This window comes from Nocardiopsis sp. iso_186, from assembly GCF_056173365.1.
The window spans coordinates 2,893,477-2,919,823 of sequence record NZ_CM149670.1 but is presented as its reverse complement, the minus strand read 5'-3'; the positions used below and the strand labels follow the sequence as shown (position 1 = coordinate 2,919,823).

General features: G+C 70.0%; 27 protein-coding genes. 9 read left to right on the top strand and 18 right to left on the bottom strand.

Annotated elements, in window-relative coordinates:
• Window positions 1–28 precede the first annotated feature (28 nt).
• Window positions 29–823, top strand: a complete 795-nt coding sequence (locus AC0VYP_RS12915) for an exodeoxyribonuclease III (protein ID WP_285759932.1) — start codon at window positions 29–31, stop codon at window positions 821–823.
• Window positions 824–912: 89 nt separating this feature from the next.
• A complete protein-coding gene (locus tag AC0VYP_RS12910; protein WP_285759931.1) occupies window positions 913–1,638 on the top strand; it encodes an alpha/beta fold hydrolase in 726 nt (241 codons plus the stop codon).
• A gap of 97 nt (window positions 1,639–1,735) precedes the next feature.
• Here AC0VYP_RS12910 and AC0VYP_RS12905 read toward each other — a convergent pair whose 3' ends face one another.
• The 3 genes from AC0VYP_RS12905 to AC0VYP_RS12895 form a co-directional block, all read right to left on the bottom strand.
• The gene (locus tag AC0VYP_RS12905) at window positions 1,736–2,281 is read right to left on the bottom strand and encodes an MOSC domain-containing protein (protein WP_285759930.1); all 546 of its coding nucleotides are present in this window, start codon (window positions 2,279–2,281) and stop codon (window positions 1,736–1,738) included.
• A 104-nt stretch (window positions 2,282–2,385) separates the two neighbouring features.
• The gene (locus AC0VYP_RS12900) at window positions 2,386–3,081 is read right to left on the bottom strand and encodes a DJ-1/PfpI family protein (RefSeq protein ID WP_285759929.1); all 696 of its coding nucleotides are present in this window, start codon (window positions 3,079–3,081) and stop codon (window positions 2,386–2,388) included.
• A 10-nt stretch (window positions 3,082–3,091) separates the two neighbouring features.
• A complete protein-coding gene (locus tag AC0VYP_RS12895; RefSeq protein ID WP_475469838.1) occupies window positions 3,092–3,298 on the bottom strand; it encodes a GNAT family N-acetyltransferase in 207 nt (68 codons plus the stop codon).
• Between the two features lie 191 nt (window positions 3,299–3,489).
• Between AC0VYP_RS12895 and AC0VYP_RS12890 the strand changes: the two genes are divergently transcribed.
• On the top strand, window positions 3,490–4,851 hold the full coding sequence (locus AC0VYP_RS12890) for an amino acid permease (RefSeq protein ID WP_475474246.1): 1,362 nt from the start codon (window positions 3,490–3,492) through the stop codon (window positions 4,849–4,851).
• Here AC0VYP_RS12890 and AC0VYP_RS12885 read toward each other — a convergent pair.
• Window positions 4,799–5,791, bottom strand: a complete 993-nt coding sequence (locus AC0VYP_RS12885) for an EamA family transporter (protein WP_475469836.1) — start codon at window positions 5,789–5,791, stop codon at window positions 4,799–4,801. The two genes, AC0VYP_RS12890 and AC0VYP_RS12885, sit on opposite strands and share 53 nt — an antisense overlap.
• 188 nt (window positions 5,792–5,979) lie before the next feature.
• Here AC0VYP_RS12885 and AC0VYP_RS12880 point away from each other — a divergent pair, with 188 nt between their 5' ends.
• The 4 genes from AC0VYP_RS12880 (at window position 5,980) to AC0VYP_RS12865 (ending at window position 8,221) form a co-directional block, all read left to right on the top strand.
• Entirely contained in the window at window positions 5,980–6,618 is a 639-nt protein-coding gene (locus AC0VYP_RS12880; protein WP_285759926.1) for a hypothetical protein, read from the top strand.
• The gene (locus AC0VYP_RS12875) at window positions 6,615–6,875 is read left to right on the top strand and encodes a hypothetical protein (protein ID WP_285759925.1); all 261 of its coding nucleotides are present in this window, start codon (window positions 6,615–6,617) and stop codon (window positions 6,873–6,875) included. The genes AC0VYP_RS12880 and AC0VYP_RS12875 overlap by 4 nt, the downstream gene beginning before the upstream one ends.
• Window positions 6,876–6,924: 49 nt before the next feature.
• Complete coding sequence (locus AC0VYP_RS12870) at window positions 6,925–7,410, top strand: NUDIX domain-containing protein (protein ID WP_285759924.1); 486 nt, start codon at window positions 6,925–6,927, stop codon at window positions 7,408–7,410.
• Window positions 7,411–7,717: 307 nt separating this feature from the next.
• A complete protein-coding gene (locus AC0VYP_RS12865; RefSeq protein WP_285759923.1) occupies window positions 7,718–8,221 on the top strand; it encodes a winged helix-turn-helix domain-containing protein in 504 nt (167 codons plus the stop codon).
• Between the two features lie 38 nt (window positions 8,222–8,259).
• Here AC0VYP_RS12865 and AC0VYP_RS12860 read toward each other — a convergent pair whose 3' ends face one another.
• The 3 genes from AC0VYP_RS12860 to AC0VYP_RS12850 all read right to left on the bottom strand — a co-directional run bounded on the left by AC0VYP_RS12860 (window position 8,260) and on the right by AC0VYP_RS12850 (window position 10,238).
• Window positions 8,260–8,886 (bottom strand): GAP family protein, encoded by a 627-nt coding sequence (locus AC0VYP_RS12860; RefSeq protein WP_285759922.1) that lies wholly within the window; start codon window positions 8,884–8,886, stop codon window positions 8,260–8,262.
• Between the two features lie 246 nt (window positions 8,887–9,132).
• The gene (locus AC0VYP_RS12855) at window positions 9,133–9,888 is read right to left on the bottom strand and encodes an aminoglycoside 3'-phosphotransferase (protein ID WP_285759921.1); all 756 of its coding nucleotides are present in this window, start codon (window positions 9,886–9,888) and stop codon (window positions 9,133–9,135) included.
• Window positions 9,888–10,238: an ankyrin repeat domain-containing protein gene (locus AC0VYP_RS12850; protein WP_285760162.1), complete on the bottom strand. Its 351-nt coding sequence runs from the start codon at window positions 10,236–10,238 to the stop codon at window positions 9,888–9,890. The genes AC0VYP_RS12855 and AC0VYP_RS12850 overlap by 1 nt, the downstream gene beginning before the upstream one ends.
• Before the next feature lie 198 nt (window positions 10,239–10,436).
• Between AC0VYP_RS12850 and AC0VYP_RS12845 the strand changes: the two genes are divergently transcribed.
• The gene (locus tag AC0VYP_RS12845; RefSeq protein WP_475469833.1) at window positions 10,437–10,979 is read left to right on the top strand and encodes a hypothetical protein; all 543 of its coding nucleotides are present in this window, start codon (window positions 10,437–10,439) and stop codon (window positions 10,977–10,979) included.
• Between the two features lie 7 nt (window positions 10,980–10,986).
• On the opposite strand, the gene AC0VYP_RS12840 is transcribed toward AC0VYP_RS12845, so the two are convergent.
• The 10 genes from AC0VYP_RS12840 to AC0VYP_RS12795 all read right to left on the bottom strand — a co-directional run bounded on the left by AC0VYP_RS12840 (window position 10,987) and on the right by AC0VYP_RS12795 (window position 24,689).
• On the bottom strand, window positions 10,987–12,618 hold the full coding sequence (locus AC0VYP_RS12840; protein WP_475469831.1) for a hypothetical protein: 1,632 nt from the start codon (window positions 12,616–12,618) through the stop codon (window positions 10,987–10,989).
• A gap of 34 nt (window positions 12,619–12,652) precedes the next feature.
• Window positions 12,653–13,879, bottom strand: a complete 1,227-nt coding sequence (locus tag AC0VYP_RS12835; protein ID WP_432707483.1) for a site-specific integrase — start codon at window positions 13,877–13,879, stop codon at window positions 12,653–12,655.
• Between the two features lie 53 nt (window positions 13,880–13,932).
• A complete protein-coding gene (locus tag AC0VYP_RS12830) occupies window positions 13,933–14,343 on the bottom strand; it encodes a hypothetical protein (RefSeq protein WP_285759918.1) in 411 nt (136 codons plus the stop codon).
• Between the two features lie 572 nt (window positions 14,344–14,915).
• Complete coding sequence (locus tag AC0VYP_RS12825) at window positions 14,916–18,455, bottom strand: TM0106 family RecB-like putative nuclease (RefSeq protein ID WP_475469830.1); 3,540 nt, start codon at window positions 18,453–18,455, stop codon at window positions 14,916–14,918.
• A gap of 205 nt (window positions 18,456–18,660) precedes the next feature.
• Complete coding sequence (locus tag AC0VYP_RS12820) at window positions 18,661–19,335, bottom strand: septal ring lytic transglycosylase RlpA family protein (protein WP_285759917.1); 675 nt, start codon at window positions 19,333–19,335, stop codon at window positions 18,661–18,663.
• Between the two features lie 976 nt (window positions 19,336–20,311).
• Window positions 20,312–20,857, bottom strand: coding sequence for a GNAT family N-acetyltransferase (locus tag AC0VYP_RS12815; protein WP_285759916.1), 546 nt, complete (start codon window positions 20,855–20,857; stop codon window positions 20,312–20,314).
• 362 nt (window positions 20,858–21,219) lie between these two features.
• A complete protein-coding gene (locus AC0VYP_RS12810) occupies window positions 21,220–21,759 on the bottom strand; it encodes a hypothetical protein (RefSeq protein WP_475469829.1) in 540 nt (179 codons plus the stop codon).
• Window positions 21,760–22,153: 394 nt separating this feature from the next.
• Window positions 22,154–22,978 (bottom strand): metal ABC transporter permease, encoded by an 825-nt coding sequence (locus AC0VYP_RS12805; protein WP_285760159.1) that lies wholly within the window; start codon window positions 22,976–22,978, stop codon window positions 22,154–22,156.
• A 44-nt stretch (window positions 22,979–23,022) separates the two neighbouring features.
• Window positions 23,023–23,763 carry a metal ABC transporter ATP-binding protein gene (locus AC0VYP_RS12800; RefSeq protein ID WP_285759914.1) on the bottom strand — a complete coding sequence of 247 codons (741 nt, stop codon included), beginning with the start codon at window positions 23,761–23,763 and terminating at the stop codon, window positions 23,023–23,025.
• On the bottom strand, window positions 23,760–24,689 hold the full coding sequence (locus tag AC0VYP_RS12795) for a metal ABC transporter substrate-binding protein (RefSeq protein ID WP_475469828.1): 930 nt from the start codon (window positions 24,687–24,689) through the stop codon (window positions 23,760–23,762). Before AC0VYP_RS12795 ends, AC0VYP_RS12800 begins: the two co-directional genes overlap by 4 nt.
• 311 nt (window positions 24,690–25,000) lie before the next feature.
• On the opposite strand from AC0VYP_RS12795, the gene AC0VYP_RS12790 reads away from it, so the two are divergent.
• Entirely contained in the window at window positions 25,001–25,222 is a 222-nt protein-coding gene (locus AC0VYP_RS12790) for an SHOCT domain-containing protein (protein ID WP_285759913.1), read from the top strand.
• A 46-nt stretch (window positions 25,223–25,268) separates the two neighbouring features.
• Here the strand turns inward: AC0VYP_RS12790 and AC0VYP_RS12785 are convergent, their stop codons facing one another.
• Window positions 25,269–25,958 carry a metal-dependent transcriptional regulator gene (locus tag AC0VYP_RS12785; RefSeq protein ID WP_475469827.1) on the bottom strand — a complete coding sequence of 230 codons (690 nt, stop codon included), beginning with the start codon at window positions 25,956–25,958 and terminating at the stop codon, window positions 25,269–25,271.
• Between the last annotated feature and the right edge of the window lie 389 nt (window positions 25,959–26,347).

Sequence of the window (26,347 nt, the reverse complement as noted above, 5' to 3'; positions counted from 1 at the left end):
CGGTGCCCGGGTGGTTAGGCTTGCGCAGATGATCGTGACAACGGTGAACGTCAATGGTTTGCGGGCTGCGGCGAAGAAGGGGTTTGTGGAGTGGTTGGCTCAGACGTCGGCTGAGGTGGTGTGTCTGCAGGAGACGCGGGCCGAGGCCGAGCAGTTGCCGGGCGCGGTGATCGAGCCGCAGGGGTGGCACGTGGTGTTGGCGCCGGCTGCCGCCAAGGGGCGTGCCGGGGTGGCGCTGTATTCGCGGGTGCGCCCCGATGCGGTGCGGGTGGGGTTCGGTGCTGAGGAGTTCGAGGACTCCGGACGCTATGTCGAGGCGGATTTCGGTGCGGTGAGTGTGGCCAGCCTGTATCTGCCCTCGGGCGAGGTGGGGACCGAGCGTCAGGAGGAGAAGGAGCGGTTCATGGCCGTCTTCATCGAGTACCTGGCCAAACGGCGTGCGGAGGTGGAGGCGGCGGGCCGGGAGTTGGTGGTGTGCGGGGACTGGAACATCGCCCACCGCGAGGCGGATCTGAAGAACTGGCGTGCCAACCGCAAGAACGCGGGGTTCCTGCCCGAGGAGCGGGAGTGGCTGTCGCGGGTGTTGTCGGAGGTGGGGTACGTGGACGTGATGCGTTCGCTGCTGCCGGACCAGGAGGGGCCCTACTCGTGGTGGTCCTATCGTGGGAAGGCGTTCGACAATGACGCGGGGTGGCGTATCGACTACCAGATCGCTACGCCTGGGTTGGCGGGGCGGGCGCGTGAGGCGAAGGTGGAGCGGGCGGCCTCCCACGAGCAGCGCTGGTCCGATCACGCGCCGGTGACCGCGGTGTATGCGGGCTGAGTGCGTGGTGGTGGGTCGGTGGCGTGCACAATGATCGTGGCGGGCGTCGCCGTCGGCCGGTTGGTTGGTTCGCTGGTGGGGAGCGTTTGATGCGGGTGCCGATCGTGTTGGTGCACGGTTTGCGGATTTCGGGGAGCATGTGGCGTCCGCAGGTGGAGGCGTTGAGTGCGCAGGGGCGCACCGTGGTCGCTCCTGACCTGCCCGGGCATGGGTCGCGGCGGGGCGAGGCGTTCACGCTCGGCGGTGCCGTCGAGGTGGTGCGGGACGCCATCGACTCGGTGGGCGGCCATGCGCTGGTGGCGGGGTTGAGCCTGGGCGGGTTCGTGTCGATCGCGACGGCGGCGGCCTACCCCGACCGGGTCGCGGCGTTGGTGGCCACGAGTTGTTCGGCGCGTCCGGCCAACGGGTTGGCGCACATGTACCGGATTCCGGCGGCGTTGTTGGACCGGTTGCCCGACAAGGGGTTGGCGGTCAATCAGCGGTTCCACCGGTTGACGCTGCCCGCCGGTGCGGCCGAGGCGGTGTTGGACGGCGGACTGGCGATGGAGGCGGCGCGGGCGGTCATCGAGGAGATCGTCGATCTGAACGTGTTGGACCTGTTGGCCGCCTATCCGGGGACGGTGTGGCTGATCAACGGTGCGCGTGATCATTTCCGTATCCACGAGAAGTTGTTCTTGGATGCGTGCGTGGACGGGCGGTTGCTGGTGGTGCCGCGGGCGGGGCACATGGTGAGCCTGGACCAGCCCGAGACGTTCACCAACATCGTGGCCGATGCCGCCGATGTGGTGGCGGGGCGGGCGTCGCGCACGGAGTAGACGGGGCGGGTGCGCCGGGGCTGTGGCTGCTCCCCCGGGTCCGGCGTCGGGTGGGTGCCGTGCATCGTCGGTGCGCGGGACCCACCCCAGGGGCGGGTCATACGGGTTGCAGCGGGGCGTGGGGCTCCGGGGGCAGGTGTGCGGTGATGGGGTCGCCCGGCTGCACGGTGCCGCTGTTGAGGACCACGGCCATGACGCCTGCCTTGCGCACGGTGGCGCCGTCGGGGGTGCGTTGGATGACGGCGTTGAGCAGGCCGGGCTGGAAGGCGTTGATCTGGGCGCAGGGGTTGCGCAGGCCGGTGATGCGCACGCGTGCGGTGGCGCCGATGGCCAGGACGGTGTCGCGGGGCAGGTCCAGCAGGGCGATACCGGTGGTGGTGATGTTCTCGCCCAGGTCGCCGGGGGCGACGGTGAAGCCGGCGGTTGCGAGTTCGGTGTGCAGTTCGGCGTGGATGAGGTGGACCTGGCGCAGGTTGGGTTGGCTGGGGTCGCGGGCCACGCGTGAGCGGTGCTGCACGGTGGTGCCCAGGTGGGCGTCGCCGCGCACGCCCAGGCCGGCGAGGAGTTCGATTCGGGTGCGGGCGGGTTTGGTGAAGGCGTGCACGGGGTCGAGGCTGACGCCGGTGACGGTGGCGTGGTCCATGGGCGGGGTTCTCTTTCCGTGGCGGGTGGTGGGGTGCGTCGGTGTTTGGGGTGGGCGGTCGTCCTGGGGTCGAGGGCGCCCGTCCGGTGCGGGGTCGCGGGCGGTTAGGTGTGGTCGTCGGTGCGCAGGCGGTCGGCTGCGCGCCGGACCATGGGTGCCCGGTTGGCGTCGGCGTGGTCGCGGACCTGTTTGACCCATTCGGCGGGTGCGCGGTCGGGCGAACCGGTGGAGAAGGGGGGCTGGGGGTCGTATTCGATGCCCAGTTGGATGCGTTCGGCGGCGCTTTGGCCGTGGAGTCGGGCGGCCAGGCTCAGGGCGAAGTCGATTCCCGAGGAGACACCGGCGCCGGTGATGGTGGTCGTGTCGCGGACCACGCGTTCGCTGATTGGGTGTGCTCCGAAGTGGCGGAGCAGGTGCAGCGATCCCCAGTGGCTGGTCGCGCGTTTGCCGGTGAGCAGGCCTGCGGCCCCCAGGACGAACGAACCGGTGCACACCGAGGTGATCCAGTCGGCTCCTTGTGCTTGGGCGCGCACGAAGTCCAGTGTCGCGGGTTCCAGCATCGCGTCGAAGGCGCCCTGGCCGCCGGGGACCATGAGGACCGTGCATGGGGGTGCGGTGTTCCAGGTGGAGGTGGGGACCACCGACCAGCCGCAGTCGGTGGGCACGGGGTCGGTGGATGCGGCGACGAGTTCCACGGTGGTGTTGGCCATTTTGGCGAACACCTGTGCGGGGCCGGTGAAGTCCAGTTGGGTCACGTTGGGGAAGAGCACGATGGTGATCTGGGTGTGTGGTGGTGTCATCTTCGTGAACCTACTGCCCGGTGGGCGTGAGCGACGGGACCGGTCCGAGTCGCCGCTCGTGTTTTGCGGGGTTGGTCAGCGGGTGCGGGTCAGGACGCGCGTCGTGCCTTCGTCGATGGTCCATCCGGCGGGTGACGCGCGGATCGTCCAGGACCGCGACGAATGCTTCCTCGTCGGCTGGGGTGTAGGGCCGCAGGAGCAGGTGTTCGGTGTGCACGGCGGGGGCACGGGTGGTGAGGATAGCGACTGGGGCATCGGTGTGCGGCTGGAGGAGGGGCGGCGGCGCCGATCGGCTCAAATTCGGTAGCTGAACTATTACTCTTTGTAGTCGTGACTTCGCATGAAGAGCCGCGCCCCGCCGATGCTTCCGCTGCGCTGGCCCCGGCGCGCGGTTTGCGTCGCCGGCACATGGCGATGATCGCGGTGGGTGGCTCGGTGGGGGCGGGCTTGTTCATCGGGTCGGGGACGGTGATCGGTGCGGCCGGGCCCGCGGCGGTGGTTTCCTATGTGCTCGCCGGGACGCTGGTCCTGTTCACGTTGCGTGCGCTGGGCGAGATGGTGGTGGCCTATCCCGCGGCCGGATCGTTCTCCGACTACGCGCGCATGGCGTTGGGGCCGCGCGCGGGGTTCGTGATCGGATGGTTGTACTGGTGGTTGTACGCGGTGTTGGTGGCGGCGGAGTCGGTGGCCGGCGCGGCGATCCTGGGGCGTTGGGTGCAGGCTCCCGAGTGGCTGCTGGCGTTGGTGCTGCTGGTGGCCATGACGGGGGTCAACCTGGTGTCGGTGCGCGTTTTCGGTGAGACGGAAACGGTGTTCTCCGTGGTCAAGATCGTCACTATCGTGGCGTTTTTGATCGTTGGGACGTTGTTCGCGGTCGGGGTGTGGCCTGGAGCGGGTGGGGCGAGTACGGCCAACCTGTGGCAGTACGGGGGGTTCGCTCCCCATGGGTGGACGGCGGTATTGGCGGCCACGGTGGTGGTGCTGTTCTCCTTCGGCGGGGTGGAGATCGTGACCATTGCCGCGGGTGAGAGCGACGAGCCCGAGGCCAATGTGGCGCGGGCCGCCACGAGTGTGCTGTGGCGCATCGCCCTGTTCTACGTGGCGTCCATCGCGGTGGTGGTGACGGTGTTGCCGTGGAACGACGCGAGGGTGGCCACGAGCCCGTTCGTGTCGGTGCTGGAGCGCGTGGGTATCCCCGGCGCGGTGCCGGTGATGGAGGTCGTGGTGTTCGTCGCCGTGATGAGTGTGCTCAACGCCGCGATGTATACCTCGTCGCGGATGTTGCACGCCTTGACGCGTCACGGCGATGCGCCGATGGGGTTGGTGCGGGTGAACCGGCGCGGGGTGCCGGTGCGTGCCCTGGTGTTGGGCACGGTGGTGGGGTACGTGTCGGTGCTGGCCAACTACGCCTGGCCCCAGACGGTGTTCGCGTTTCTGGTGGCCTCGGTCGGCGCGATCTTCTTGTTGCTGTTCATCGTGATCGGGGTGTCGCAGCTGATTTTGGGGGCGCGGGCGCGTAGGGAAGGGCCCCGGTCCCTCACCTTCCGGATGTGGGGGTTTCCCTACCTGACGTGGGTGATGTTGGTGGGGATGGTGGTGGCGTTGGGGGCTATGGCGGTGATCGAGGGGCAGCGCGCGGCGTTGGGGGCGTCGTTGGCCAGCGCGGTGGTGGCGTTGGGCGCCTATGAGTTGCGTCGCCGGTGGGGGCGGGTTCCGGTCAGCGATCAGCCGTTGACCCTGCACCCACCTCGCCTGCATCCGCCTCGGTAGGCGTGGTTGCCGGTATCTGGGGGGTGGTCGGGGGTGCGGGGGCGGAGGGTACGGCGGACTGGGCGATGAACGCTCCGGCCAGCACGATGATCGCGCCGATGGCCTGGGCGGGGCTGAGCGCCTCGCCCAGCATCAGCCACGCCAGCACGATCGCGGTGACGACCTCCAGGTAGGCCACGGCTCCGGCGACCACCGGTGAGAGGCGGCGGATGGCGGCCACTCCGGCGACGTAGGCGATCGCGGTGGAGATCACGACCAGCCACCCCACGGAGACCAGGCCCGAAACGGTGACGCCGGCGATGGTGACGGGGCCGGTGATCAGCTGCCAGGGCATGGTCCAGGGTTGGGCGATCACGGTGATCAGGGCGGTGGCGATGATGGCGCCGTAGGAGATGACGGCCAGGGGGTCGATGTCGTCCCCGGCCGCGTCGGAGAGCAGGAAGTATCCGGCTTGGCAGGCTGCTGCTGCCAGTGCCAGGGCCAGTCCCACGGCGTCCAGGCGTACACCGGCCCACACCTCCACCAGGCAGCCCAGTCCTGCCACGGCCAGGACCACGCCGATGACGGCCGCGCGTGAGACGGGGGTGCGGCGTACCAGGCGGATCCAGAGCAGGACCAGGACGGGGCCCAGGAACTCGATGAGTAGCGCCACTCCCACGGGGATGCGGGAGATGGAGGCGAAGTAGAACGCCTGCACTCCGGCCATGGGGAACACCCCGTAGGCCAGCAGTAGCCAGGGGTGGCTGCGCAGGACACGGCGTCGGGCGATGGCCACGGGGGCCAGGAGCAGGGCGGCGCCGGCCAGGCGCAGCCATGTCACGTGCAGGGGGTCCATGCCGGCGTCCAGGAGTGGGCGGGCGAAGGGCCCGGAGCCTCCGAAGGCCAGTGCGGAGGCGGCTGCGAAGGCCAGTCCTGAGGAGCGGTGCCGCACGCCGGCCACGGGTCCACCTTTACGTGTTGCAGGAAGAATTGGTGGGTGGGACCGGGGGCGACCCCGGGTGAGATCTTAGCCCGCCCGGTTCGTGGCGGGGGCGGCCCGGCCCCGGGGAAGCGGATCTTGTGCGCACAAAGCGGCTTTGTGCGCTGAAACCACCTGACCACTTCGTGATGATCGCTAACGTTCCTGATGTGAACGAACGCATCGAATGCGGCCCGCACCCGGTGGGTACGCATCCCGTTCCCATGGACGGTCGGCGCCACCTGGGGCGGCTGGAGACTGTACTGCACCGCCGGTGGCCGGCCGGGACCATTCCTTCCCCGCAGGTCATCGCGCATATCGATACTCTGGCCAGTCTGCCCTCCCCCCTGGTGGAGCGCATCATCACCGAGGTTGACGACATCTTCATCGGTGAGGGATCGGTGGTGGATCTGGCCGGTTACGGGCATTTGCGCGGGGTCTCCACCGATCCCACCGACCCCGACGCGCTGACCTATGACCGTCTCGCGGGGATCTACCGGTTCGGGGTGTTACTGCTGGGGACCCTGCCCAACGCCTCCACTTCGCTGGTCCTGCACGAGGTCGCCCATGTCCTGGACCTGGCCGATCTGATGATGTCGGAGACTCGGCACTGGCGGGAGCTGCACGCCTCCTGCCTGCCCCATCTGGACAATCCCTACTGGCACGCCCGGCACGAGTGGTGGGCCGAATGCTTCGCCTATGTCGCCCAGCGTGACATGGAAGGGCTGGCCAAGATGCTGGCCGGGGACGAGCAACTCGCCTACGCTGTGTTCGCATACTTCCAGGAGAACTACGGGGTGATCCGATGAAGCCCGTCACCGCGGTGATCTTCCCCGATGGGACGGTCAACGTCCCCCATGCCTTCCAGGACGCGGACGGAACCGCTGTTGGATGCGGTGGTTTCAACCTGGTCCCGGGCGACGACGACTACGAGCGTTACGCTGCCCAGGCCATCACCGTGCAGGAGTACGAGGCCCAGGAGAAAGGCGATCCGGCTCGTTCGGCGGCCTTGCTGGAGGAGTTCAAGAAGCGCTACGACCGCGAGCACCCGGGCCGCTCCGACTGAGCCCCCCGCTCTGTCACACTGCGTGGCGGTACCCCATAAGGTTCGGCCCATGGCCGATTCCGAGTTGGAGTTCTTCGAAAGCCTGCCGCGCACCCGGGGCGCGGCCAGCGCGCTGTTGCGTGACGACGGTGGCCGGGTGCTCGTGGTCAAACCCACCTACCGGCCGGGCTGGGGGCTGCCCGGCGGAGTGATCGAGATGGGTGAGTCCCCCCTGGCCGCGTGTCGGCGCGAGTGTGTTGAGGAACTCGGGTTCGTCCCGGTTCTTGAGCACCTGGTCTGTGTGGACTGGCTGCCCCCCACGGTCAGTCCCGACCGGCGTCCCGCCACCATCTTCGTGTTTTCCGGGAAGCTGGAACCCGGTGACTTCGATCGGGTCCGCCTGCCCCCTGAGGAGCTGGCGGACGCGCGCATGGCCACGGCGGAGGACCTGGGCGCGCTGCTGCCGGCCAACCAGGCCCGCCGCATCCGTGCCTGCCTGCGTGGCGAGGCCGTCCACTACCTGGAACACGGGTTCGCGGCGGCCTGGACGTCGTGACCCGAAGGCGCCCCGCCGCCGTAGTATGCCCTTGACCTAGCCCCCACCTCATCCCCCGCCCGGTCGTGCGCGTGGCCAGAAACCAGTGGTCAGGTGAGTGGCCTGGTGGGAACAACCAGACGCAGGGATCACCCGAGCCCCTCAGGTGGGGGGAAGCGCCCGCGGTGCTCTGCGCGGAGGCTTCCCCCCGCCCCGACCCGTGCCTGATCCTCGGTGCACCCGTCCGCGTGGACGCTCGCCGGGTTCCCCACCATAATTACCTATTAAACTAGTTGATTTAGTTGGTAATTATGGGGATGATGGAGCCATGAGTCATCAGCTCACCGTGACCGAACGCGCCACCCACCAGTGGCCCCACTCGGCTCTCCTGCGCGATCTGACCCCCGGCGAGCGCGCCGCGATTCCGCTGCCCGCCCACATCGACTCCGACGCGATGCTCGGAGTGGTCCCCCTTGACGACGGCGCCGTCATGGTCGTCGTGGGCCACGTCGTGACACCGCCCGGCCCGACCTGCGGCGACGACCTGGTCCTGGACCGGCGCACCCGGTCGGTGCGCCTGGGCGGACGCGACGTCGAACTGTCCTTCCAGGAATTTGAACTCCTGGCCCACCTGAGGGCCGCACCCCACCGGGTCTTCACCCGCACCGAGCTCTTGGACCAGGTGTGGCCGGGCCACCGGGCCAATCCCCGGGCCGAGGGCACCCGCACCGTGGACGTGCACATGCACCGCCTGCGCCGCAAACTTCCGGCCGTGGCCGCGCACCTGGTGACCGTGCGTCGGGTCGGGTACGCCTACCGTCCCACGACCTAGTCCGGCGGGCACCGGCCCGGCCGCGGAGTCGGCCCCTGTCACAGGATGAGCAGGACGAAGATCAGGCAGGTGACGACGTTGATCACCCAACTGTGGGAGTTCGCCCATTCCCGGACCCGGGGCATGGCCGTTGCGGCTCGCCGGTGAAACAGCAGCAGAGCCAGCAACGGCAGCGCGGCGATCAGCACGGTGGCGCCGATGAACGGCAGCGCCGCGACAACGCTCGCCTTGTTCTGCTCCAGGTTGGCCCCCACCGTCAACAGGACGACGATGTCGGAGGGCATCAACAGGATCACCAGGAACCCGGTCGCGAACGCTTTTCCCGGCCCTGCCTCCATCAACGCGCTCAACCACTTGGGCGGTTCGACCGTCTCCCGCCGCACGTAGTTCTTCACCGCGGCGCCCAGCAGCAGGATCACCAGCCCGAACTGGATGACGGTGCCCACCGAGCCCCGTTGGGAGGGGTCGCCCAGCGAGACGCCGTGGCCCAGCAGCGAGAAGATCCCGCGGGTGATGGTGACCCCGACCGACGCGGCCAGGGCCACCCCGGCCAGGAACGCCACGGAGTCGCGCACCGGCCGGCCGGTGGTCACCAAGATGATGGCGGAGATGATCTGCGGCCCCATCATCATGGTGATCGCCAGCGGAAGTATCTGGAGATTCACGGTTCCTCCTGCGGCGTCAACCTCCGTGATCGGTGCCGTCGATTCGCGGCAGCCCCGGACCCCGGCGTCGTCACCCGACCGGGTACGGCCTCGCCCCGCAACGGGGCCGCTCCCGGCCTTCCCTACCCCGGGAGGCGGTGTCGAGGGCCCCTTTTGGGGATCTTGGCCCTCTCCTGGCCCGTGGCTGAAGTCCGAGGCCCACACGCCGCCCCCGTGTCCGTGGGCGCGGCGAGCGCGCGAAGCGGCTCAGGTGTGCTGCCACAGCTCCAGGTAGTAGGACGCCCGCTCGGAGTCGTGGTCGATGCCGTAGGCGTCCAGGAACGCCTGCTCCCATCCGGGGCCGTAGTTGAGGCGCGTGTTGTGCACGGCCACGGCGATGTCGGCCCACCGGTCGGCGATCCCCAGGCTGCCCAGGTCCACGTGTGCCGACCAGTCGCCGTTGCCGTCCAGCAGGGTGTTGGGCATGCACGGGTCCCCGTGGCACACCACGGGATCGGTCACCGGTGGCGCGCCGGCCAGTAGTTCGGCGGACGCCGCGGCGGTGAGGACGCCGTGTGCGCGTGCGGCGCGGACCCGGTCAACGACCGACCACGAGAACGGGCAGTCCCCCACCGGAAGCGTCTCGTGGAGTGCGCGCAGGCCCAGGGCGACCCCGCGCACGGCCCGCTCCGGGGCGGCCTTCCATCGGGCGGTGACCGCGTTCTCGCCCGCGACGGCGCGGGTGACCAGCCATTCCCCGGCCGCTGTGCTCCCCTGTCCCAGGACGGGGGGAACCCTGGTGTGGTGGCTTGCCCAGGCCAGGCGCAGGGCCTCGGCGCGCAGGTCCAGCCCCGATCCGGCCGGAGCCCACTTGATGAAGCGTCGGGCGGACGGTGTCCCGGCGGCGAACGTCAGGCCGCCGGCCTCGTTGCGCCACACCACCCGCAGCAAAGCGGTGCCGGCCAAGGCCGCGACGGCGGTGGGTACCGCTGTGCCGGCCGGGGGCGGGCCGCTCGCGCGCATCAGACCTGGGTGAACAGGCGTAGGTACTGTTCCTTCTCGAACATGCGGGCGGCGTCGAGGGCCGAGGGGCGGCCGGCGGCGGGGTCGGCGCCGTGGGCGACGAGCGTGCGCACCACCGCGTCCTCGCCCTTGAAGACCGCACCGGCCAGGGGTGACTGCCCGCGGTCGTTGAGCCGGTTGACGTCGGCGCCGTGGGCGGCCAGTCGCTCGACCGTCTGGGCGTGTCCGTGGTAGGCGGCCAGCATGACCAGGGAGTCGCCGCTGTCGTTGGTCAGGTTGGCGGGTACTCCCGCGGCGAGGTAGTCCGCAAGGGAGTCGGTGGCGCCGGTGCGGGCGAGGTCGAAGATCATCGTCGCCAGGTTGACGACGTCGGGGTCGGGCTCGTCGGGAGTCGTGTTGCTCACCGGGCAAGCCTAGACCGATACGAGCGGGATGCGCGATCGGGCGGGGTGGGCGCGTCCCGGTCGGGGGACCAGAAAGAAAAAGGGATATGTCCTTATTGAAGGGTTTGTCGGTAGGGTGCAGCTGGATTCGAGAGGAGCACCCCCGTGCGACATGTCGTCGGCTTCATCGTTGGAATCGTGCTGGTGCCGGTCATTTTGCTGGGAACCGGTTGGGCGCTGCCTCGGATCACCGCGGTCGCGGAGTCGGGAGGCACGTTCGTCGGCGTGACCGGGCTCAGCGCGATCGGCGCGCTGAGCCTGCTGGCCCTGTTCGTGGCCGTGGTGCTGGCCGCTCCCCGGCTCACTCCGCTGCTGCCCGGCTCGGCGGGTCTGGCCCTGGCCGGACTGACCGCCCTGGACCTGGTGCGTCCCGATCTGGTCGCGCGCATTCCGCACTACCCCGGAGTGGCCGGGGCCACCACCCTGCTGGAGCTGGGCCTGTACTTGCCGCTTGCGTTGGCGTTGATCCTGCCGCTGTTTCTGTCCTCGCGCTGGCAGAGCTACCGCCCGCGCGGCGCACATGCCTTCGGTAAGGGCGAGGAGCCCGACGAGGACGACGATGATTACGAGGACAGCTACGCCGACTACCGCGACGACACCGACTACCGCGACGACGAACCGCGCCGCGGGTCACGCGACGATGACTGAGCCCGGGTCACAACCAGCTGGGGCCCCACCCCGAGCTGTCGGAGACGCCCGGCGGCAGAGGGGGCAGTAGCGAGGCGCCCGGGGTGTCCTTGTTCTGCTTGTCCTGCTCGGCGTCGTCCTCCTCCGGCTGTTGGGCAGGGCTGGTGCGCGCGGTGGGGGGCGGGCCGTTGAGGTCGTCGTCGGTGATGGCGGCGAATACCTCGGTCGCCGCCATGGACACCGGGGCCGGACGCACCTCGGGCTCCACGTGCACCGGCTCGGGGTCGTGGGCGGCCTCGGGTGCGGGCGCAAAGGCCCGTTCCGGCTCCGGCTCGGGGACGGCTTCGGCGGGGTCGGGTTGTGGGCGCGCGGAGGCCGGAGCCGACCACGCCGACCACACCTCGGGCTGCGGTTCGGGGGCGGGCTCCGGCTCGGCCACGGGGTGGGGTGCGGGCTCCTCCGCAACGTCGCTCCACGTCTTCTCCCAGGGCGGGGTCGGCGGCGAGGAGTCCCCCGGTTCGGGCAGGAAAACCGAAACACCCACCGGGGAGGAGTCGGCGCTCGACGGCGAGGCGAACACCGACACGTCGGGGTCGGAGATGAACCCCTCCACCCGCTCCTCGGGCTGGATCAGCGACCACCACCGGCGGGCGTCCTCGGACTCCAGTTCCTCCTGCACCCACAGTGCTGCGGCAACCAGCGGGTACAGCCGTCCGGCGTTCCAGGAGCGCGGGTAGGTTTGCTCCTCCAGTACCAGGATCCGCTCGCCTTCGAGCACGGGGATATCGGCGGGGACCCCCTCGTTCCACACCCACGTGCCGTCGGCGGCCACCAGGTTCCACCAGCCGCTGACGATCCGCGCGCGCGGATCGGGATCGGCGTCGGTGAAGGCCGACACCCAGCGCGGGTCGGGGACCTCTCCGGCAAGACCGCGGCCCCCGTCGCCGATCAGGGCCGCGGCCAGCAGGGTGTGCAGCTGGAAGTTGTCGCCGATCCCTTCGAAACCCACCCGAAAAGCGCGGCTGGAGGCGCGGTCCAGGACCAGTGCGCTGTTGACCTCGTCCATGCGAAGCAGCGCCGAGATCTCGCCGTATTCGGGCAGGTGGGCGGAGAGTTGGCCGGCGATGGCCAACAGGTCGCCGTGCATGGAGGAGTCGGCGCGGATCTCGGCGCGGATCTCGGCCCTGCTCAGCATCGTCTTGGCCGACAGGCCGAAGCGCCGCGCGGTCCACCAGCACATCGTGGCCATCGTGGCCGACTCGTTCAGGGCCTTGGCGACCCGGTCCTCGTCGGCCGCGGTCACCCGTTCGGGTTCGGGCGGAGGGCCGCCTCCGGTCTTGTCCCAGGCGTGCAGGAACACACCGGCTGCCTTGCCGGTCTCGCGGACCAGGCGCAGCACTTCGATCCCGGTGGCCCCAGGAGGAGTGCCCATCTCCACGAAGGCGCCGGCCACGACCGTGAGGTCGGCCTCGGCGCCTGGGCCGGTGTGATGGCCCGAGAAGATCGGCCCCAGGGCTTCCAGGGCGATTTCTCGCTCGGACGAGGGGACTTGGGAGGCGAGGTTGTAAACCTGGCCGACGGCAGGGCCGAAACGCTGCGGGTCCCCCAGCAGGGAGGCGTCGATCAGCTCCTGGAAGGCGGCACGAAACGCATCGATCACCCGGGCATCCTTCCACATATCGGGCACGGTGTGGTCACAGGCCCAGCCTGGTCACAGCGTTGTCTTCCAACGGGTTGGCGGTTCGGATATAGCCGTGGACGGTGCGCGCGTTGGTCCACCGGCCCTGACGCATGATCTCGCGGTCACTGGCACCGCCCAGTGCTGCCTGGGTGGCGAACCCCGAGCGCAGTGAGTGGCCGCCGAACACCTTGGGATCCAGGCCGGCGCGCTCAGCGTAGCGCTTGACCAGGGAGCCTACGGCCTGACCGGACATCGCGCGGGCCGCGATCCTGCCGTGGCGGTCGACGGAGGGGAACAGGGGGCGGGCGCTGCCGTCGGCGAGATCGGTGCCGGTGTAGGTGTGGCACAGGTGGACCGGGTCGGTCTCTTCGGGGTCCTGGCCCTCCAGGAGCGCGCGCACGCCGGGGTCCCCGCCGTCGCGGTGGACCTCCAGGACCCGGGCCCACTGGGCGAACGCGCACACCGGACAGGTCGCGGGCCGGCGGCCCCGGGGAAGGGCGACCTGGTGTGCGTGACGGGCCTCCTGGTCGGTCTTCGTCGCCGAGAGGCGCACCACCAGCAGCGGTTCGCCGGTTGTGGGGTCGGAGTCCACGGCCACGTCGTCAAGGGACAGTCCGGCCAGTTCACTGCGGCGCAGGGCACCGGCGAATCCGGTGAGCAGCAGCAACGCGTCGCGGCGGCGGGCCACGCCGGTGGGGTGGCCGGGTGGGGGGCGTTCGGCCAGCAGCGTTTCCAGTGTGGAGAGCACCACCGGGCGTTTGCGGTTGGGCAGTGCGCGGCGTCTGCGGCGGATGCCGCGCAGGGTCATGCGCACGACCTCGGTGCGGGTGGGTGAGGCAAGGCCGTTGGCGCCGTGCACCGCCGCGATCGCGGCGGCCTTGCGCTCCAGGGTGGCCGGGGACAACGCCCATCGGGCCGGCTCGTCCTCGCGCAGGGCGTCGGCGCCCGCGGCCAGGTAGACGGCCACGTCCACCGGGTCGGCGGGCAGGGCCTGGCGCCCCTCCTGGCCGCACCACGCGGTGAAGGCCACCCAGTCCGAGCGGTAGGCCCGAAGGGTGTTGGCCGATTGCGCGGCGGCCAGGTAGCGGCCCAGGGACGCGGCCTGTTCGTCGTCGAAACGGCGGCGCACCGCCTCCAGGGAGCGGGTGTCCACCAGGACGCTGTGGGTGACCCGTTCCAGGCGGGCGCGGACCGGTTCGGGCAGGGCGTCGGGTTCCGGGGTGGTCGTCACGGCTTCCATCATGGCCGAATCGGCGGCGGAGGACTGGGGGTCGGAGTGGGGCGATGCGTCGGTCATGGTCGGCCCAACCCTCCCGACAGTGCGGCCCACAGCTCAGCGGGAGGGGCGATGAGCCACAGCGCGGCACCCGAGAGCGCGAAGGCGAAAGCGAACATCACCGCGGCGACGGGGCGGCGCAGCAGTGCCGCCCAGACGGTGCCCGCGGCGGGGACGGCCAGCGCGAAGACGAGGAGCCATACCAGCGCCCAGGCCCCCTCGCGGCGGGTGGCGTCGGTGACGTCCTCGGGCATGACCCCGGCGGCGGTCAGCACCAGAACGAACGCCACCAGTGACCCCAACGCCCACAGGGCGCCCAGCGCCGTCCAGGCCGCGATGGGCCAGCGCGGCCTGGGGTCGGGAAGCACCACGGGCTCGCGGGGGCGCGCGGTGCGCGGTTTGCGGGTGGTGTTCTTCTTGGGGGCCATCGGTCCTCCGGCCGGGGTGGGGGGCGGCCGAGCGGCCAACCCCGATCCGCCACCCTAAGGGGTCAACTCGACCGTTGGCGCAACGGCGCCGGACGGTACGGGCCGGCTCGGGTGCAAGCGGCAGTCATTGCGAGGTTCGGGCTTTTCCCGGGGGCTTGTGGTGTGCAGGGGCAAAAGACGCGGGTGATGGCGACGGGCCGGGAAAGACATGTGGCCGCGCCGGTCCTCACCATCAAGGAGGCATGAAAACTGCGCGGTACGTCAAGACCGGGCCCACCGGAACGGACGTCTCGCGTATCGGCCCGGGCCCTATGGGGCACGGCGTGCTCGCCCACGGCGCGCATCCCCGGGAAGAAGACCGCGGACCCCGTGGCGGCGGTCGCGGCCGGAGAGGGCCTGTCAGGGCTGCGTCGCGCCCTTCCGCCCGACCACCCTGCGCAGGCGACGAACTCGACGACGCCTTTCCCGGTCGGCTCGCGGCCGGGGCCGCCCTTGTGCGAGCAGGCTCAACCGTCACGGCTGCTCCGGGGCCGGGGCGCGTCCGGCGTCCCGCTTTTGCGCACCGCCGTGGGTTAGGCCCAGTCGCCGGCCTGGGCGCACAGGCCGGCGAACCCCGCCAAGACCCGGAGTTCGGCCACCGAGCGCGGCGCAGCGGTGGTCAACTGCGGGGAGTAGACCAGCGCCGCCATGACCTGGGCGCGGGACAGCGCCACGTTGAGCCGGTTGCGCGAGAGCACGAAGTCCAGTCCGCGTGCGGCTTCCGCGGCGCTGGAGACGGTCATCGAACACAGCACCACGGGGGCTTCCTGGCCCTGGAAGCGGTCCACTGTTCCCACCCGCACCTCATCCAGCCCGGCCTCTTCCAGGGCACGGCGCAGTGCGCGCACCTGCAGGTTGTAGGGGGCTACGACCAGGATGTCGGCACCGGTCAGTTCGCGATCGGGGGCGCCCGGTTCGCTGAAGCGGGTGCCCGTCAACCGTGCGGCCAGCGCCACCACCGTCTCGACCTCCTCGGGGCTGTGGGTGCTGCGCCCGGTGTGCGGGGTGGCCACCCGGTACAACCCCGCCTGCACGCCGGCGAGGCTCCGCTGCGCGGCCAGGGGGTGGGCGTGCAGCAGTCCGCGATAGGACAGGTTCGATACCGGTGCGCACACCCGGGGGTGCATGCGCCGGGTCTGGTCCAGGAAGTAGCCGCGCGCCGGATCGATGATCTCGGAGCCGCCCACCAGGTGTTCCAGGGCCGAGGCGTCGGCACCCTCGCCGTGGGTGCCCTGCACCACCTGCGGCAACTGCTGGGGGTCGCCCAGCAGGACGAGGTCGCGGGCGGCGGCCGAGACCGCCACGGTGTCGGCCAGTGCGAACTGGCCCGCTTCATCGATGATCAGGACGTCGAAGGGGTCGCTGGTCATGGTTTCGTTGGCGAAGTTCCACGCGGTACCGCCCACGAGGTAGCCGCCGTCCTGCCCGGCACGCCAACCCACCAACTCCTTGACCTGTTTGGGCTGGTCCCACGGCAGTTCGGGGTCCTGTTTCTTGCCGCTGGGCTGGCGTTTGGCGCACGCCAGCGGTGCGCCCTGGGCGGAGGCCGCGCGCACTGCGGCCTCCAGCACGTTCTCGATGGCCTTGTGGCTGGTGGAGCAGACGCCCACGCTCATGCCGCGCCCCACCAGGTGGGTGATCAGGCGCGCCGCCAGATAGGTCTTGCCCGCCCCGGGCGGTCCCTGCACCGCGAGGTAGGAGGAGTCCAGGCGGTCCACGGCCGCGATGACCGTGGCCACCAGGTCGCCGTTGTGGTCGGCGGGGTCGGGCAGTGTGCCGCCGCCGCGCAGGCGCGGCGCGGCCCTGCGCAGTACGTCCAGGCCGGCGAGTTCGGGCGTGCCCGGCAGGGCGGCCACCGCGCGTTCGGCGACCTCGATGAGGGTCTGGTCCTTGGGTTTGGGTTGGACCGGGGACCCCGGCAGCACTGCGGCGGGCATGCGTGCGTAGAGGTCGCCGGGGTCGCAGGTCTCCACCAGGGTGACGCGGTCGGGGCCGGACTTCTCCACGGCGGCGTCCACGGTGTCGGAGGGGCGCCCCGGGGGGCCCGGATAGAGCAGGCGTACCTTGTCGCCGGTACTGAAGGGGTGAGGGCGCGCCGGATCGGCCCGCAGCTCCAGTTCGCGGCGCGCCTTCTTCTGCCGTCCCTGGGGTTCCTGCCACTCCCCTGCGCGGGCGCGCACCGGGACCAGGCACTCGGGGTCGGCCTCCAGCTCCTCCATGGGGGCGCTGAGCCGGCGAAAGAACTCCCACCACGACGGGTTCATCTCGCGCCGGTAGTAGCCCACCAGGGCTGCCAGCAGTGCGCGGGCGTGCTCCTCGTCGTCGCGCAGGCCCGGTTCCTCGGCGACGCCCTGAAGCAGGGGTTCGGTGAGGGCGCGTTCGCGCGCCTCGGCCTCGGCGCGGCGTCGCGCCGACTCCGCCGCGCGCTCGGCGGAGTCCTCCTCCACCAGCATCGCCTGCCCGCCCGGGCGGGTGCTCATCCCGTGATCGGTGCGGGTGCGCTCCAGCCAGTCGCGCAGCCGTGCGGTGGAGACGCAGTCGTCGAGGTTGTAGGCGGCGATGCCGTCGAGGATCTTGGCCGCGCGCTCGGTGTCGCCGGCGTCGCGCGCGCCGACGTACTCGGCGTAGGCGTCGATGCTGGAGGAGGCGGTGACCACCTCGCCGGTGCGTCCGGCGTCCAGGTAGAGCGGCTCCAGGTACTTGATGGAGTAGGAGCGCTGGGAGACCCGCAGGCTTTTCTTGACGACGGTGTAGAGGTCAACGAGGCGGCGCTCGCGCAGGAGCTGGTTGACCTCGCCCTCCCTGGTGCCAAAACCCGCCGAGAGCGATTTGAGCCGGTCCACCTCGTAGGAGGCGTAGTGGTAGACGTGGGCGTCGGGGTCGTCGTCGATGCGGGCCATGACGAAGTCCACGAAGGCTTCGAAGGCGCGTTTCTCCCCGGCCCGGTCGTGGGCCCAGAAGGGGTGGAAGTCCTGGGTGCCGTCTTCGGTGAGGGCGCCGAACAGGTACTCCAGGCCGCGCCCCTCGTAGTAGGGGTAGCCCTCCATGTCGAAGAACACGTCACCGGCAGAGGGCTCGGGCAGCATGGCCAGGCCCTCCTCGGCGTACACCTCGGCGATGACGGTGCCCACGGGGTTGTCGGCGGTGCGGGTGGCGTCCTGGCGCACCTGGAGGGCGGCCTGTTCGCGCAGGCGCGTGTAGGAGTGGCGCGGCAGCAGGCCGGGGCGGTCCTCGTCGATGGCGACGGCCAGGGCGTCGATGGTGTCGATGCCGGCGTCGCGCAGTTTGGCGCTCTGGTCGCTGCGGATTCCGGCCACCAGGGACAGGTGTCGGGCCCGGGAGCGGCCTTCGGCGCACAGCGCGGAGTAGGCGCAGCCCTCACAGGAGTGGCAGGGCTCGCCCCACAGGGGGCTGGGCAGCGCCTGGTCGCTGCTGAGGCGTTTCAGCAGCCGTTCGCGTACGCCCGGCAGGAACGGCAGGTATTCGGCCACGCGCAGGGGGTGGGTGGTGCCGTCGCCGGTGAGCAGGTACATCAGTTCGGGTTCGCCCAGGCCGGTGCGCCCCAGCGCTTCGGCGTAGGCGGCCAGTTGGAGTACGGCGCTGGGGCGGGCGTGGTGGGCGAGTTTGGTGTCCCAGGGCTCGTAGCCGGGAGCAGCCCCCGTGCGTGCCCCGCCGGTGGCGGGGTTGACGGCGGTGCTGATCAGGAAGTCGGCGCGGCCGTGGAACGCGACGCCGGGGCGGACCGGTTCGTAGAACACGCCCTGGTAGACGACGGGAACGCCGCTGAGCATGGCGGTGCGGGTCGCCTCGGCCGCGGCGGCGAGGCCGGTTTCCGTGGGGCGGGGAGCGTCGATGGTGACCACGCCGTCTCCGAAGAGGTCGGTCAGCCGTTGAAGTTCGGCACGTTCGTGCACGGCGCCGTTCTGGGCCACCAGCGGGTCCACGGCGGCGGGCAGCGGTGCGCCCTCGACTCCTGCGGACAGGGCGGCCTTGAGTGCGCTGCGGTGCTCGCACTCCATTGCGTCCACGAGGTCGGTGGGTGAGACCACCCACCCTGACCCGGTACGGAACACCAGCCACCCCCGCCACTGTCGAGACTTGCGGGGCATTCTTGCACGGGTGTGCCGATGAATAAGGGTTTTCGGGTCCGCCGTGGACCGGCAGGACGGCTCCGTCAGGGGGTGTCGTGGCCGGTGAAGGGAGAGTCGCGCCTGGTCGGGGTGGAGTTGGTCCCCTCGCCGGCGGTGAGTGGACCGCGTGTGTCGTCGCGGTCGAGGTCTAGCTCACGACCTGCCATTGGACCTGGGCGACGCCGGCGTTGGCGGAGGCGATCTGGGTGAAGGACGCGGTGCTCAGGTCCAGGCAGCGCCCGGAGATGAAGGGGCCGCGGTCGTTGATGCGCACGGTCACCGACTTGCCGTTGGCGGTGTTGGTGACCTCGACCATCGTGTCGAAGGGCAGGGTCTTGTGCGCGGCGGTCATGGCCGAGGGGTCGAAGGTCTCGCCCGAGGCGGTGGGCTGGGGGTCGCCGTACATGGACGCCTCGCACTGGCCGCCTTCGCCGCTGGGGGTGAGGGTCGAGCCGCTGCCCTGGTTGTCGGCGGATCCGGAGTCGGCCGCGGCGCTCTCCTCGGGCTCGGGTTCTTCCTTGGCCTGCTCGGCCTGGGCCTGGGTGGTCGTGGACGCCTGCTCGACGGCGTCGGCCCGTTGGCTCCGGGCCTGCTCGCGCGTCTTGGGATCGGTGGAGGAGGGGGCCACGGGCGCACTGGTCTGGGCGTCGGGGATGGTGATTGCGCCGACCGCCGATTCGGGGGCGCCGCCTTGGCCGCTGAGGGCGTAGGCGCCGGCCGCGCCGCCCAGGGCGAGCACGCCGAGGGTGGCGGTGGAGACGACGAGCACGCGCTTGGATTTGAGGCGTGCGCCCAGGGAGGGGCGGGGTTTGTGGTGGCCCACGGCAAGGAGTCCTTTGAGAGGCGACAGGAAGAGCTGCGCGCTACAGGAGGTCTGTCGGCTGGGGGCGGCGCGAGGCGCAGCGAGCCACCCGGGGCAGGGGGTGGGCGGTGTGAGCGGCTCTGAACTGGGAGTATTCAGGTAGGCCGCCGCGACCGAGGGTATTCATCACAAGAGAGTCACGGAACCCAAAAAGCATACTTTGTGAAACTTGTCATGCAAAGTGAATTTTTGTACTTTGTGTCGCTTTCGGTGAGGGGTTGGCCGGGTCCGGGCGTCCGGGCTGCATCCGTGTCTACTCCCGGTGCCGTGATCAGGTCAAGGAATCGTCTTCTTTTGACCCATTGGAGCCATGCCGGCCACGAGCGGGCTAGTCATCGTCGCGAGCCGCCGTTTTCGGTCACCGAGGCGACCGAACCACCGACCGAACCGCGCTGCACGGGTTTCGGTCCGGATGATTTTTTATCGCCGCAGTTCAGTGGGTGTATCGAGGAAGGCGGTCGGGGGGAGATGAATTTCGGTCACTGGCGTCGGTGGTGTCCGCACAACCGTGTGTCCCTCTGCGGGGACGTAGACGTACGGACATGTCCACACGATCCTCGACCACTCCTCGGACCGCGCCGCGGCGCTTGACGGGGTTCATGACAACACAACCGGTCCTGGTCCTGGGCGGCACCGGCACGACCGGCCTGCGCGCCCCAGGGTGCCACCAGCGTGCGCACCCTGACCGCCCGTGCCGCCTACCACGGGGTCGCGCGACTGGTCCTGCTCTCCTTCCGCGGTGTCCAAGAGCCCCCGTACGACGCGGCTGTCGCACACGCCGGGCAGGTCTGAGCCGGCCGGGCACAGCGGGCACACAGCGGTTCCGGGAAGGCGCCGGTCTTCCCGGGGCCAGCCCGGCCGGCACGTCCGTGAGGTCACCAGCCGTGACATGCCGTGTTTTCCCGAACGGGTGCAGGCTCCGAAGGCGCCCGGTCCCTCAAAAACGCGGACGTCCGGTCCAGACGGTCTCGCCGTGGTAGTCGGCGTCGGTGGGAATCAGCCCGATGCCGCGCGCCACCGCCGCCGATGCCTCGTTGTGCGGGTCGATGTGGGCGTTGACCTTGCGCACACCCCGGGCGTGCAGCCACTCCACCATGCCGCGCGATGCCTCGGCGGCGTAACCGCGCCGCTGCCAAGGGGTCCCCACCATCCACGCGATCACCGCGCGCAGGCCGCCGATGTCGGGGCCCACGGTGGCCTGCACCGTTCCCACCGCCTGCCCGGAGTCCTCACGGACGATCCAGTTGCACCAGCGAACACCCGGTTCGTCCGAGCCCTCCAGCATGTCGGCGTAGCGCGAACGCAGCTCCTCCTCCTGGGGAGGGCGCCCGCCGAGGTAGCGGTAGAGCGCGGGGTCGCCCAGCACCTCGGCCATCTCCGTTGCATGGTCCAGGCGCAACGGCTCCAGGGTGAGGCGGGGCGTGTGGATCGGCGCCGCCACGATTGCCGTGCGGCGTCGGCGCCCCCCGGGTCGGGTGTCCATAACCGGCAGGTTCACCCAAACGGGCCGCGACCTCAAGCAGTTGCCCGCTCTCGTGGCCATGTCGCGCCCTGGCGGTCACGCTGCCGTGACCCTCCCATTGCCTTGCGCACCCACCGCTCACACAGCGGGTTTCAGCGGGGCCGGGCAAGCGCGGGACGGTCGTTCCAGGTGGCGGGAAGGGCGTCAACGTCGCGCACGCAGCCGCCGCGACCGGTCGCGGCATGCGTGGTTGCGGCTACGGCCTCGCGGGTGCGCTCCGTCCAACCAGGCCGATTCCACTTGGTTGCGGCTGACACCGTTGCAGCGGCACCAGCGCCCGCAACCCGGAAGACACCCTCCGGGGCAAGGGAGGTCGGCCGCCATCACACGATCATGAAGGCCACGGCCTCCATGCGCTTGTTCTGCCCGGTGGTGCCGATCCCGTTGCTCTCGCCGTTGACCCCGCAGTACCAGATCGGATTCCAGCCCACGCCCTGCACGTAGGAGTTGCCGCAGATCATTCCCGACTGCACGCTGAAGAGCACCGCTTCGAGGCGCAGCCCCTTGCCCGGGGCGCCGAGCGTGATACGGGTGCCCGAGGCGGCGCACTGCTCAGCCTGCCATCCGGTGCCCTGCAGATAACCCCTGGCACAGAGACGGCTCCCGGCGACCGCCATCTCGACTGCCTCGACCGGGCGTCCCGCGCCGGCCGCGCCGACCGTCACCGACTGCCCGGTGTTGGCGCACTGTTCGGCCGTCCAACCCGTGCCCTGCACGTACGCCTTGGCGCAGACCCTGTTCGCCGGTGCCTGGGCCTGGGACTGGTCCTCGGCCGAAGCCGGGGAACTCACGGACAACGCCGACGCCGCGACCATCACACCGACTGCCAGGACGCGCCCGATCCCACCGACCACTGCTCTCACGACCAGCCCGCTTCACTTATCTGGACAACGTTGTTCGGAGATCACTGTGGCGAACGCGGTAGCGAATAAATAGGGCAGTCCGCCTCTTACCCGGAAGGAGTCGGCGACTTTCTGCGGGGCGAGGTGCGCCCGGCCCGGGCGGGTGGGCCAACCGAGGTCCGACCGCTGTCGCCTGGAGGTCGTCTCCAAAGGGGCGGATCCACAGGAGGATGGAGGCGACGAGGGTCTGGTTGAAGCCGGGGGTCTGCCGCCACGGAGCCGCGTCAACGCAGGTCGGTGCGGATCTTCCGGGAGTAGTGCCCCTTGCCGGTGGTCACGTGGACGGGGGCGTCGATCCTCAGGCCCTGGTGGTAGGGAGAATGGTCGAGCACGGTCGTTTCCCATTTCCGGGGGTTCACGAGGACGCCGTCGTTTCGGCGCGTCTACGTGCGGTCGCCCGGCCGAGTACCCCGTGGCGCGGCGCGAACAGGTAGGCCAGTGCGAACGCGCTCGCCTGCACCACCACGATCGCGCCGCCGGTGGCCACGTTGAGGTGGAAGCTGGCATAGGTGCCCAGCACCGATGCCACCACCGAGACCGCCACCGCGATCCCCAGCATCCGCTCGAAACGGTCGGTGAGCAGGTAGGCGGTGGCGCCGGGGATGATCACCATGGCGACCACCATGATGATCCCGACCGCCTGTAGGGCGATGACCACCGTGACCGACAGCAACCCCAGCAGCAGTGCCTCAAGGCGCCGCGGACTGAGGCCGATGGCGTGGGCGTGGGTGGGGTCGAAGGCGAAGAGGGTCAGGTCCCGGTGCTTGAGCGCCACGACCGTCAGCGTCACCGCAGCCATGGCCATGATCAGCCAGATGTCGGTGTCGGAGACACCCAACACGTTGCCGAACAGGATGTGCATGAGGTCGGTATTGGTGGGGACCGTGGACAGCAGCACCACGCCCACCGCGAACATCGCGGTGAACACCACCCCGATCACCGCGTCCTCCTTGACCCGGGAGGTGCGGTTGACCACGCCGATGAGCGCCACCGAACCCGCACCGAACACCAGCGCGCCCACCGCGAAGGGGACCCCTACGAGGTAGGAGAGCACGACACCGGGAAGGACCGCGTGGGAGACGGCGTCGCCCAGCAGCGACCACCCGATCAGCGTCATCCAGCAGGACAGGACCGCGCACACCGTGCCCGTGACGACGCTGACCAGTAGTGCGCGCTGCATGAACTCGAAGGCGAGGGGGACGGTGAACCACTCGATGACCGCGGTCACGGTGCGACCCTCCGTTCGTCCAGGCCGAACGCCTGCATGAGTCGTTCGGGGGTGAGTACCTCAGCGGGGGTGCCGCGCGCCACCACGTGCTGCTGGAGCAGCACCGCCTCGTCGCACAGCCCGGGGACCGAGGCCAGGTCGTGGGTGGACACGATCAGGGTTCGCCCGGCGGCCCGCATCTCGCGCAGTACCGCCACGATCGTGGCCTCGGAGCGCTTGTCCACGCCGGCGAAGGGCTCGTCGAGGAAGAAGACGTCGGCGCCCTGGGCGATGCCACGGGCCACGAACGCGCGTTTGCGCTGGCCCCCGGACAGAGCGCCGATCTGGCGGTCGGCGAGGTCGGTCAGGTCGGTGCGCGCCAGCGCCTCGGCCACGGCCGCGCGGTCGGCGTTTCGCGGTCTGCGGGTGGGACCCATGTGCCCGTAGCGTCCCATCATGACCACGTCGGCCACCCGTACGGGAAAGGCCCAGTCCACCTGTTCGGCCTGGGGAACGTAGCCGACGAGGCCGCGCCTGCGCGCCTTGCTCGGCGTGAGGCCGTTGATGGCGACGGTGCCGTTCAGGGGCGCGATCATTCCGGTCATGGCTTTGAACAGGGTGGACTTGCCTGATCCGTTGGTGCCCAGTAGGCCGCAGATCACGCCGCCGGGGACGGTGAGGTCCACCCGGTCCAGTGCCAGGACGTCGCCGTAGCGCACCGTGACGCCGTTGACCCGTACCGCGGGTTCACCCGTCATCGCGTCCTCCCTTTGCCCAGGCCGGCCGCGATGGCTTCGGCGTCGTGGCGCAGCAGGTCCAGATAGGTGGGCACGGGGCCGTCCTCCTCGGACAGCGAGTTGACGTAGAGCGCCTCACCCAGAGTCGCCCCGGTCTCGCGGGCCACCTGGCGCTGGGCACTGTCGTTGACGGTGCTCTCGCAGAACACCGCCGGCACCTCGTTGTCGCGAACGAACTCCACGACGGAGGCGATCTGCTGCGGGGTGCCCTCGGCGTCGGAGTTCATCGGCCAGAGGTAGTGCTCGCTCAGACCCGCGTCGCGTGCCAGGTAGGAGAACGCCCCCTCGCAGGTGACCAGTGCGCGGTGCTCCTCGGGCAGCGAGTTGAGTTCGGTGTCCAGGAACCTGCCGATCTCGGCGATGCTCTCCTGGTACTCCACTGCGTTGGCCGTGTATTCGGCACTGTGGTCGGGGTCGATCTCGATCAGTGCGTCGCGGATGTTGTCCACGTAGATCAGGGCGTTGGCCGGGGACATCCAGGCGTGCGGGTTGGGTTCGCCCTGGTAGCCGCCCGACGCCACCGGGATGGTCTCGATGCCCTCGGTGAGGACGCGTTCGGGGGCGTCAACCCGGTCGGTGAACTGGGTGAACCACAACTCCAGGTTCATCCCGTTGTTGAGGATGAGGTCGGCGTCCTGGCCGCGCACGAGGTCGCCGGGGGTGGGCTCGTACTCGTGGACCTCTGCTCCCGGCCGGGTGATGGACTCCACCCGCGCGTGGTCGCCGGCGACGTTGCGGGCCATGTCGGCGAGGACGGTGAAGGTGGTCAGGACCAGGGGGCGGCCGTCGTCCGGGGTCTCCGATCGCGGGGCGGCACAGGCGGTGAGGCCGAGCGCGAGGGTGAGCACGACCGAATTGACGAAGAGCCAATCTTTATTGTTCGGCACGCCTAACTTTTATCACAGGAGCTTTTCGCCCAGTTCCGGGGCAAGGGGCGTGGAGGGCTGGAGCCCGGTCGGGGAGAAGGGAAACCATGGGAAATCCGTTGAACGGTGGGACATCCGCGCGCCATGGCATCCGATCTCGACGAAACATGCCACGGGTTTCCGATGACGGCTCCCGTGTCCGTGGTGGCTTTCCGGACGCTTCTCCGGCACGTCTTGAGTCGTCGGGGGCCTGTTTGCCGGTGGAGGGTTCGTTCCGGGGGTACACAGGAGTGTGAGGGGTGTGTCGCCCTCGCGTCGGCTGGAGGAACGACATGGGATTTCTGATTGCGACCGTCATACTGTTCGCCGTGACCGCGCTGGCCGTGAGTCTGAGTATCACGGCTTCCGCGGCCGAACAGCTCACCGGTGACCAGCGCTCCCGCTCCACGCCGGTCGAGCCCGACCCCGCGCAGGAGGAGCTGCGGATGCTCTACGCGCGGGGCGAGGTTGACCGCGAGGAGTTCCTGCAACGCAAGATCGACCTGGAGCGCTGATCCTCGGCTGCCGAATGGGATCGCCCGAGGCACCGGCCCGCGCGGGTCAGGGGTGCGCGGCGATCCACAGGGCGTCTGCCGCTCCTACGCCAAGAGATTGGACGCGTTGCTCGTCCTGACTGCCCAGGCGGACCACCAGAGGGCCGCCGAAAGGCTGCCGTTCGACCAGTTCCACCTGCATACCGATACTGATGTGCTGGTCGGCGAGATAGCGCAGCAGATCGGGGTCGGAGTCGTTGACCCGCACGATCACCCCGTGCACCCCGGTGTCGAGCTCGGACAACAGCCGGGTGTCGCGCTCCACGACCTCGCCGTCCCGGGTGGGGATGGGGTCGCCGTGCGGATCGACGGTGGGATCGCCGAGATGGTCGGCGATGCGGTCCACGAACTGGTCCGAGACCACGTGTTCCAGGATCTCGGCCTCGTCGTGGACTTCGTCCCAGGAGTAGCCCAGGGCTTCCACCAGGTACAGCTCGATGAGCCGGTGGCGGCGCAGCACCGCCAGAGCGACCTTGGTCCCCGTGGGGGTCAGGTGCACCGCTCCGTAGCGCTCGTGGTTGACGAGGTCCAGTTCGCCGAGTTTGCGCAGCATCCCCGAGACCGAGGAATTGGACACCGCCAGCCGTTCGGCCACGCGGGAGATCGTCACCGGACCGGACCCGCGCTCCTGCAGGTCGTAGATCACTTTGACGTAGTCCTCAACGGATGTGGACGGCCGATTAGAAGGGGTGCCCATGGCCGCTACGGTATCGCGATCTCAATGAATCGGCCTGATGGGACGCCGGGGACCGGGGTATCCGGCAGGGGTGGCGCCCCGAGGGTCGGCGCCCATCTGTCGGTCCTCGGTCCCCTCGATCAGTGGGCGCGTCCGCCAGGGGTCCGAGGCAGGTGCCGCCGGGCTCTACGGCGAGTCCGTGATGCCAGATTTCATCGGCGTAGGTCTGGCGGAGCCCGAAATCGGGGCTGCGCCAGGAGAACCAGTACGCCGCGTCGGTACGACCGATGTCCACGGCAGTGCCGGTCGCGTGCGAGGAGTCCTCGGGGAAGGCGATCCACTTGCCCGCTTCCCCGTGCTCCCATACACCTCGACCGCCTCCAGGACGCGTTCGAGGCACATCGGTCGCT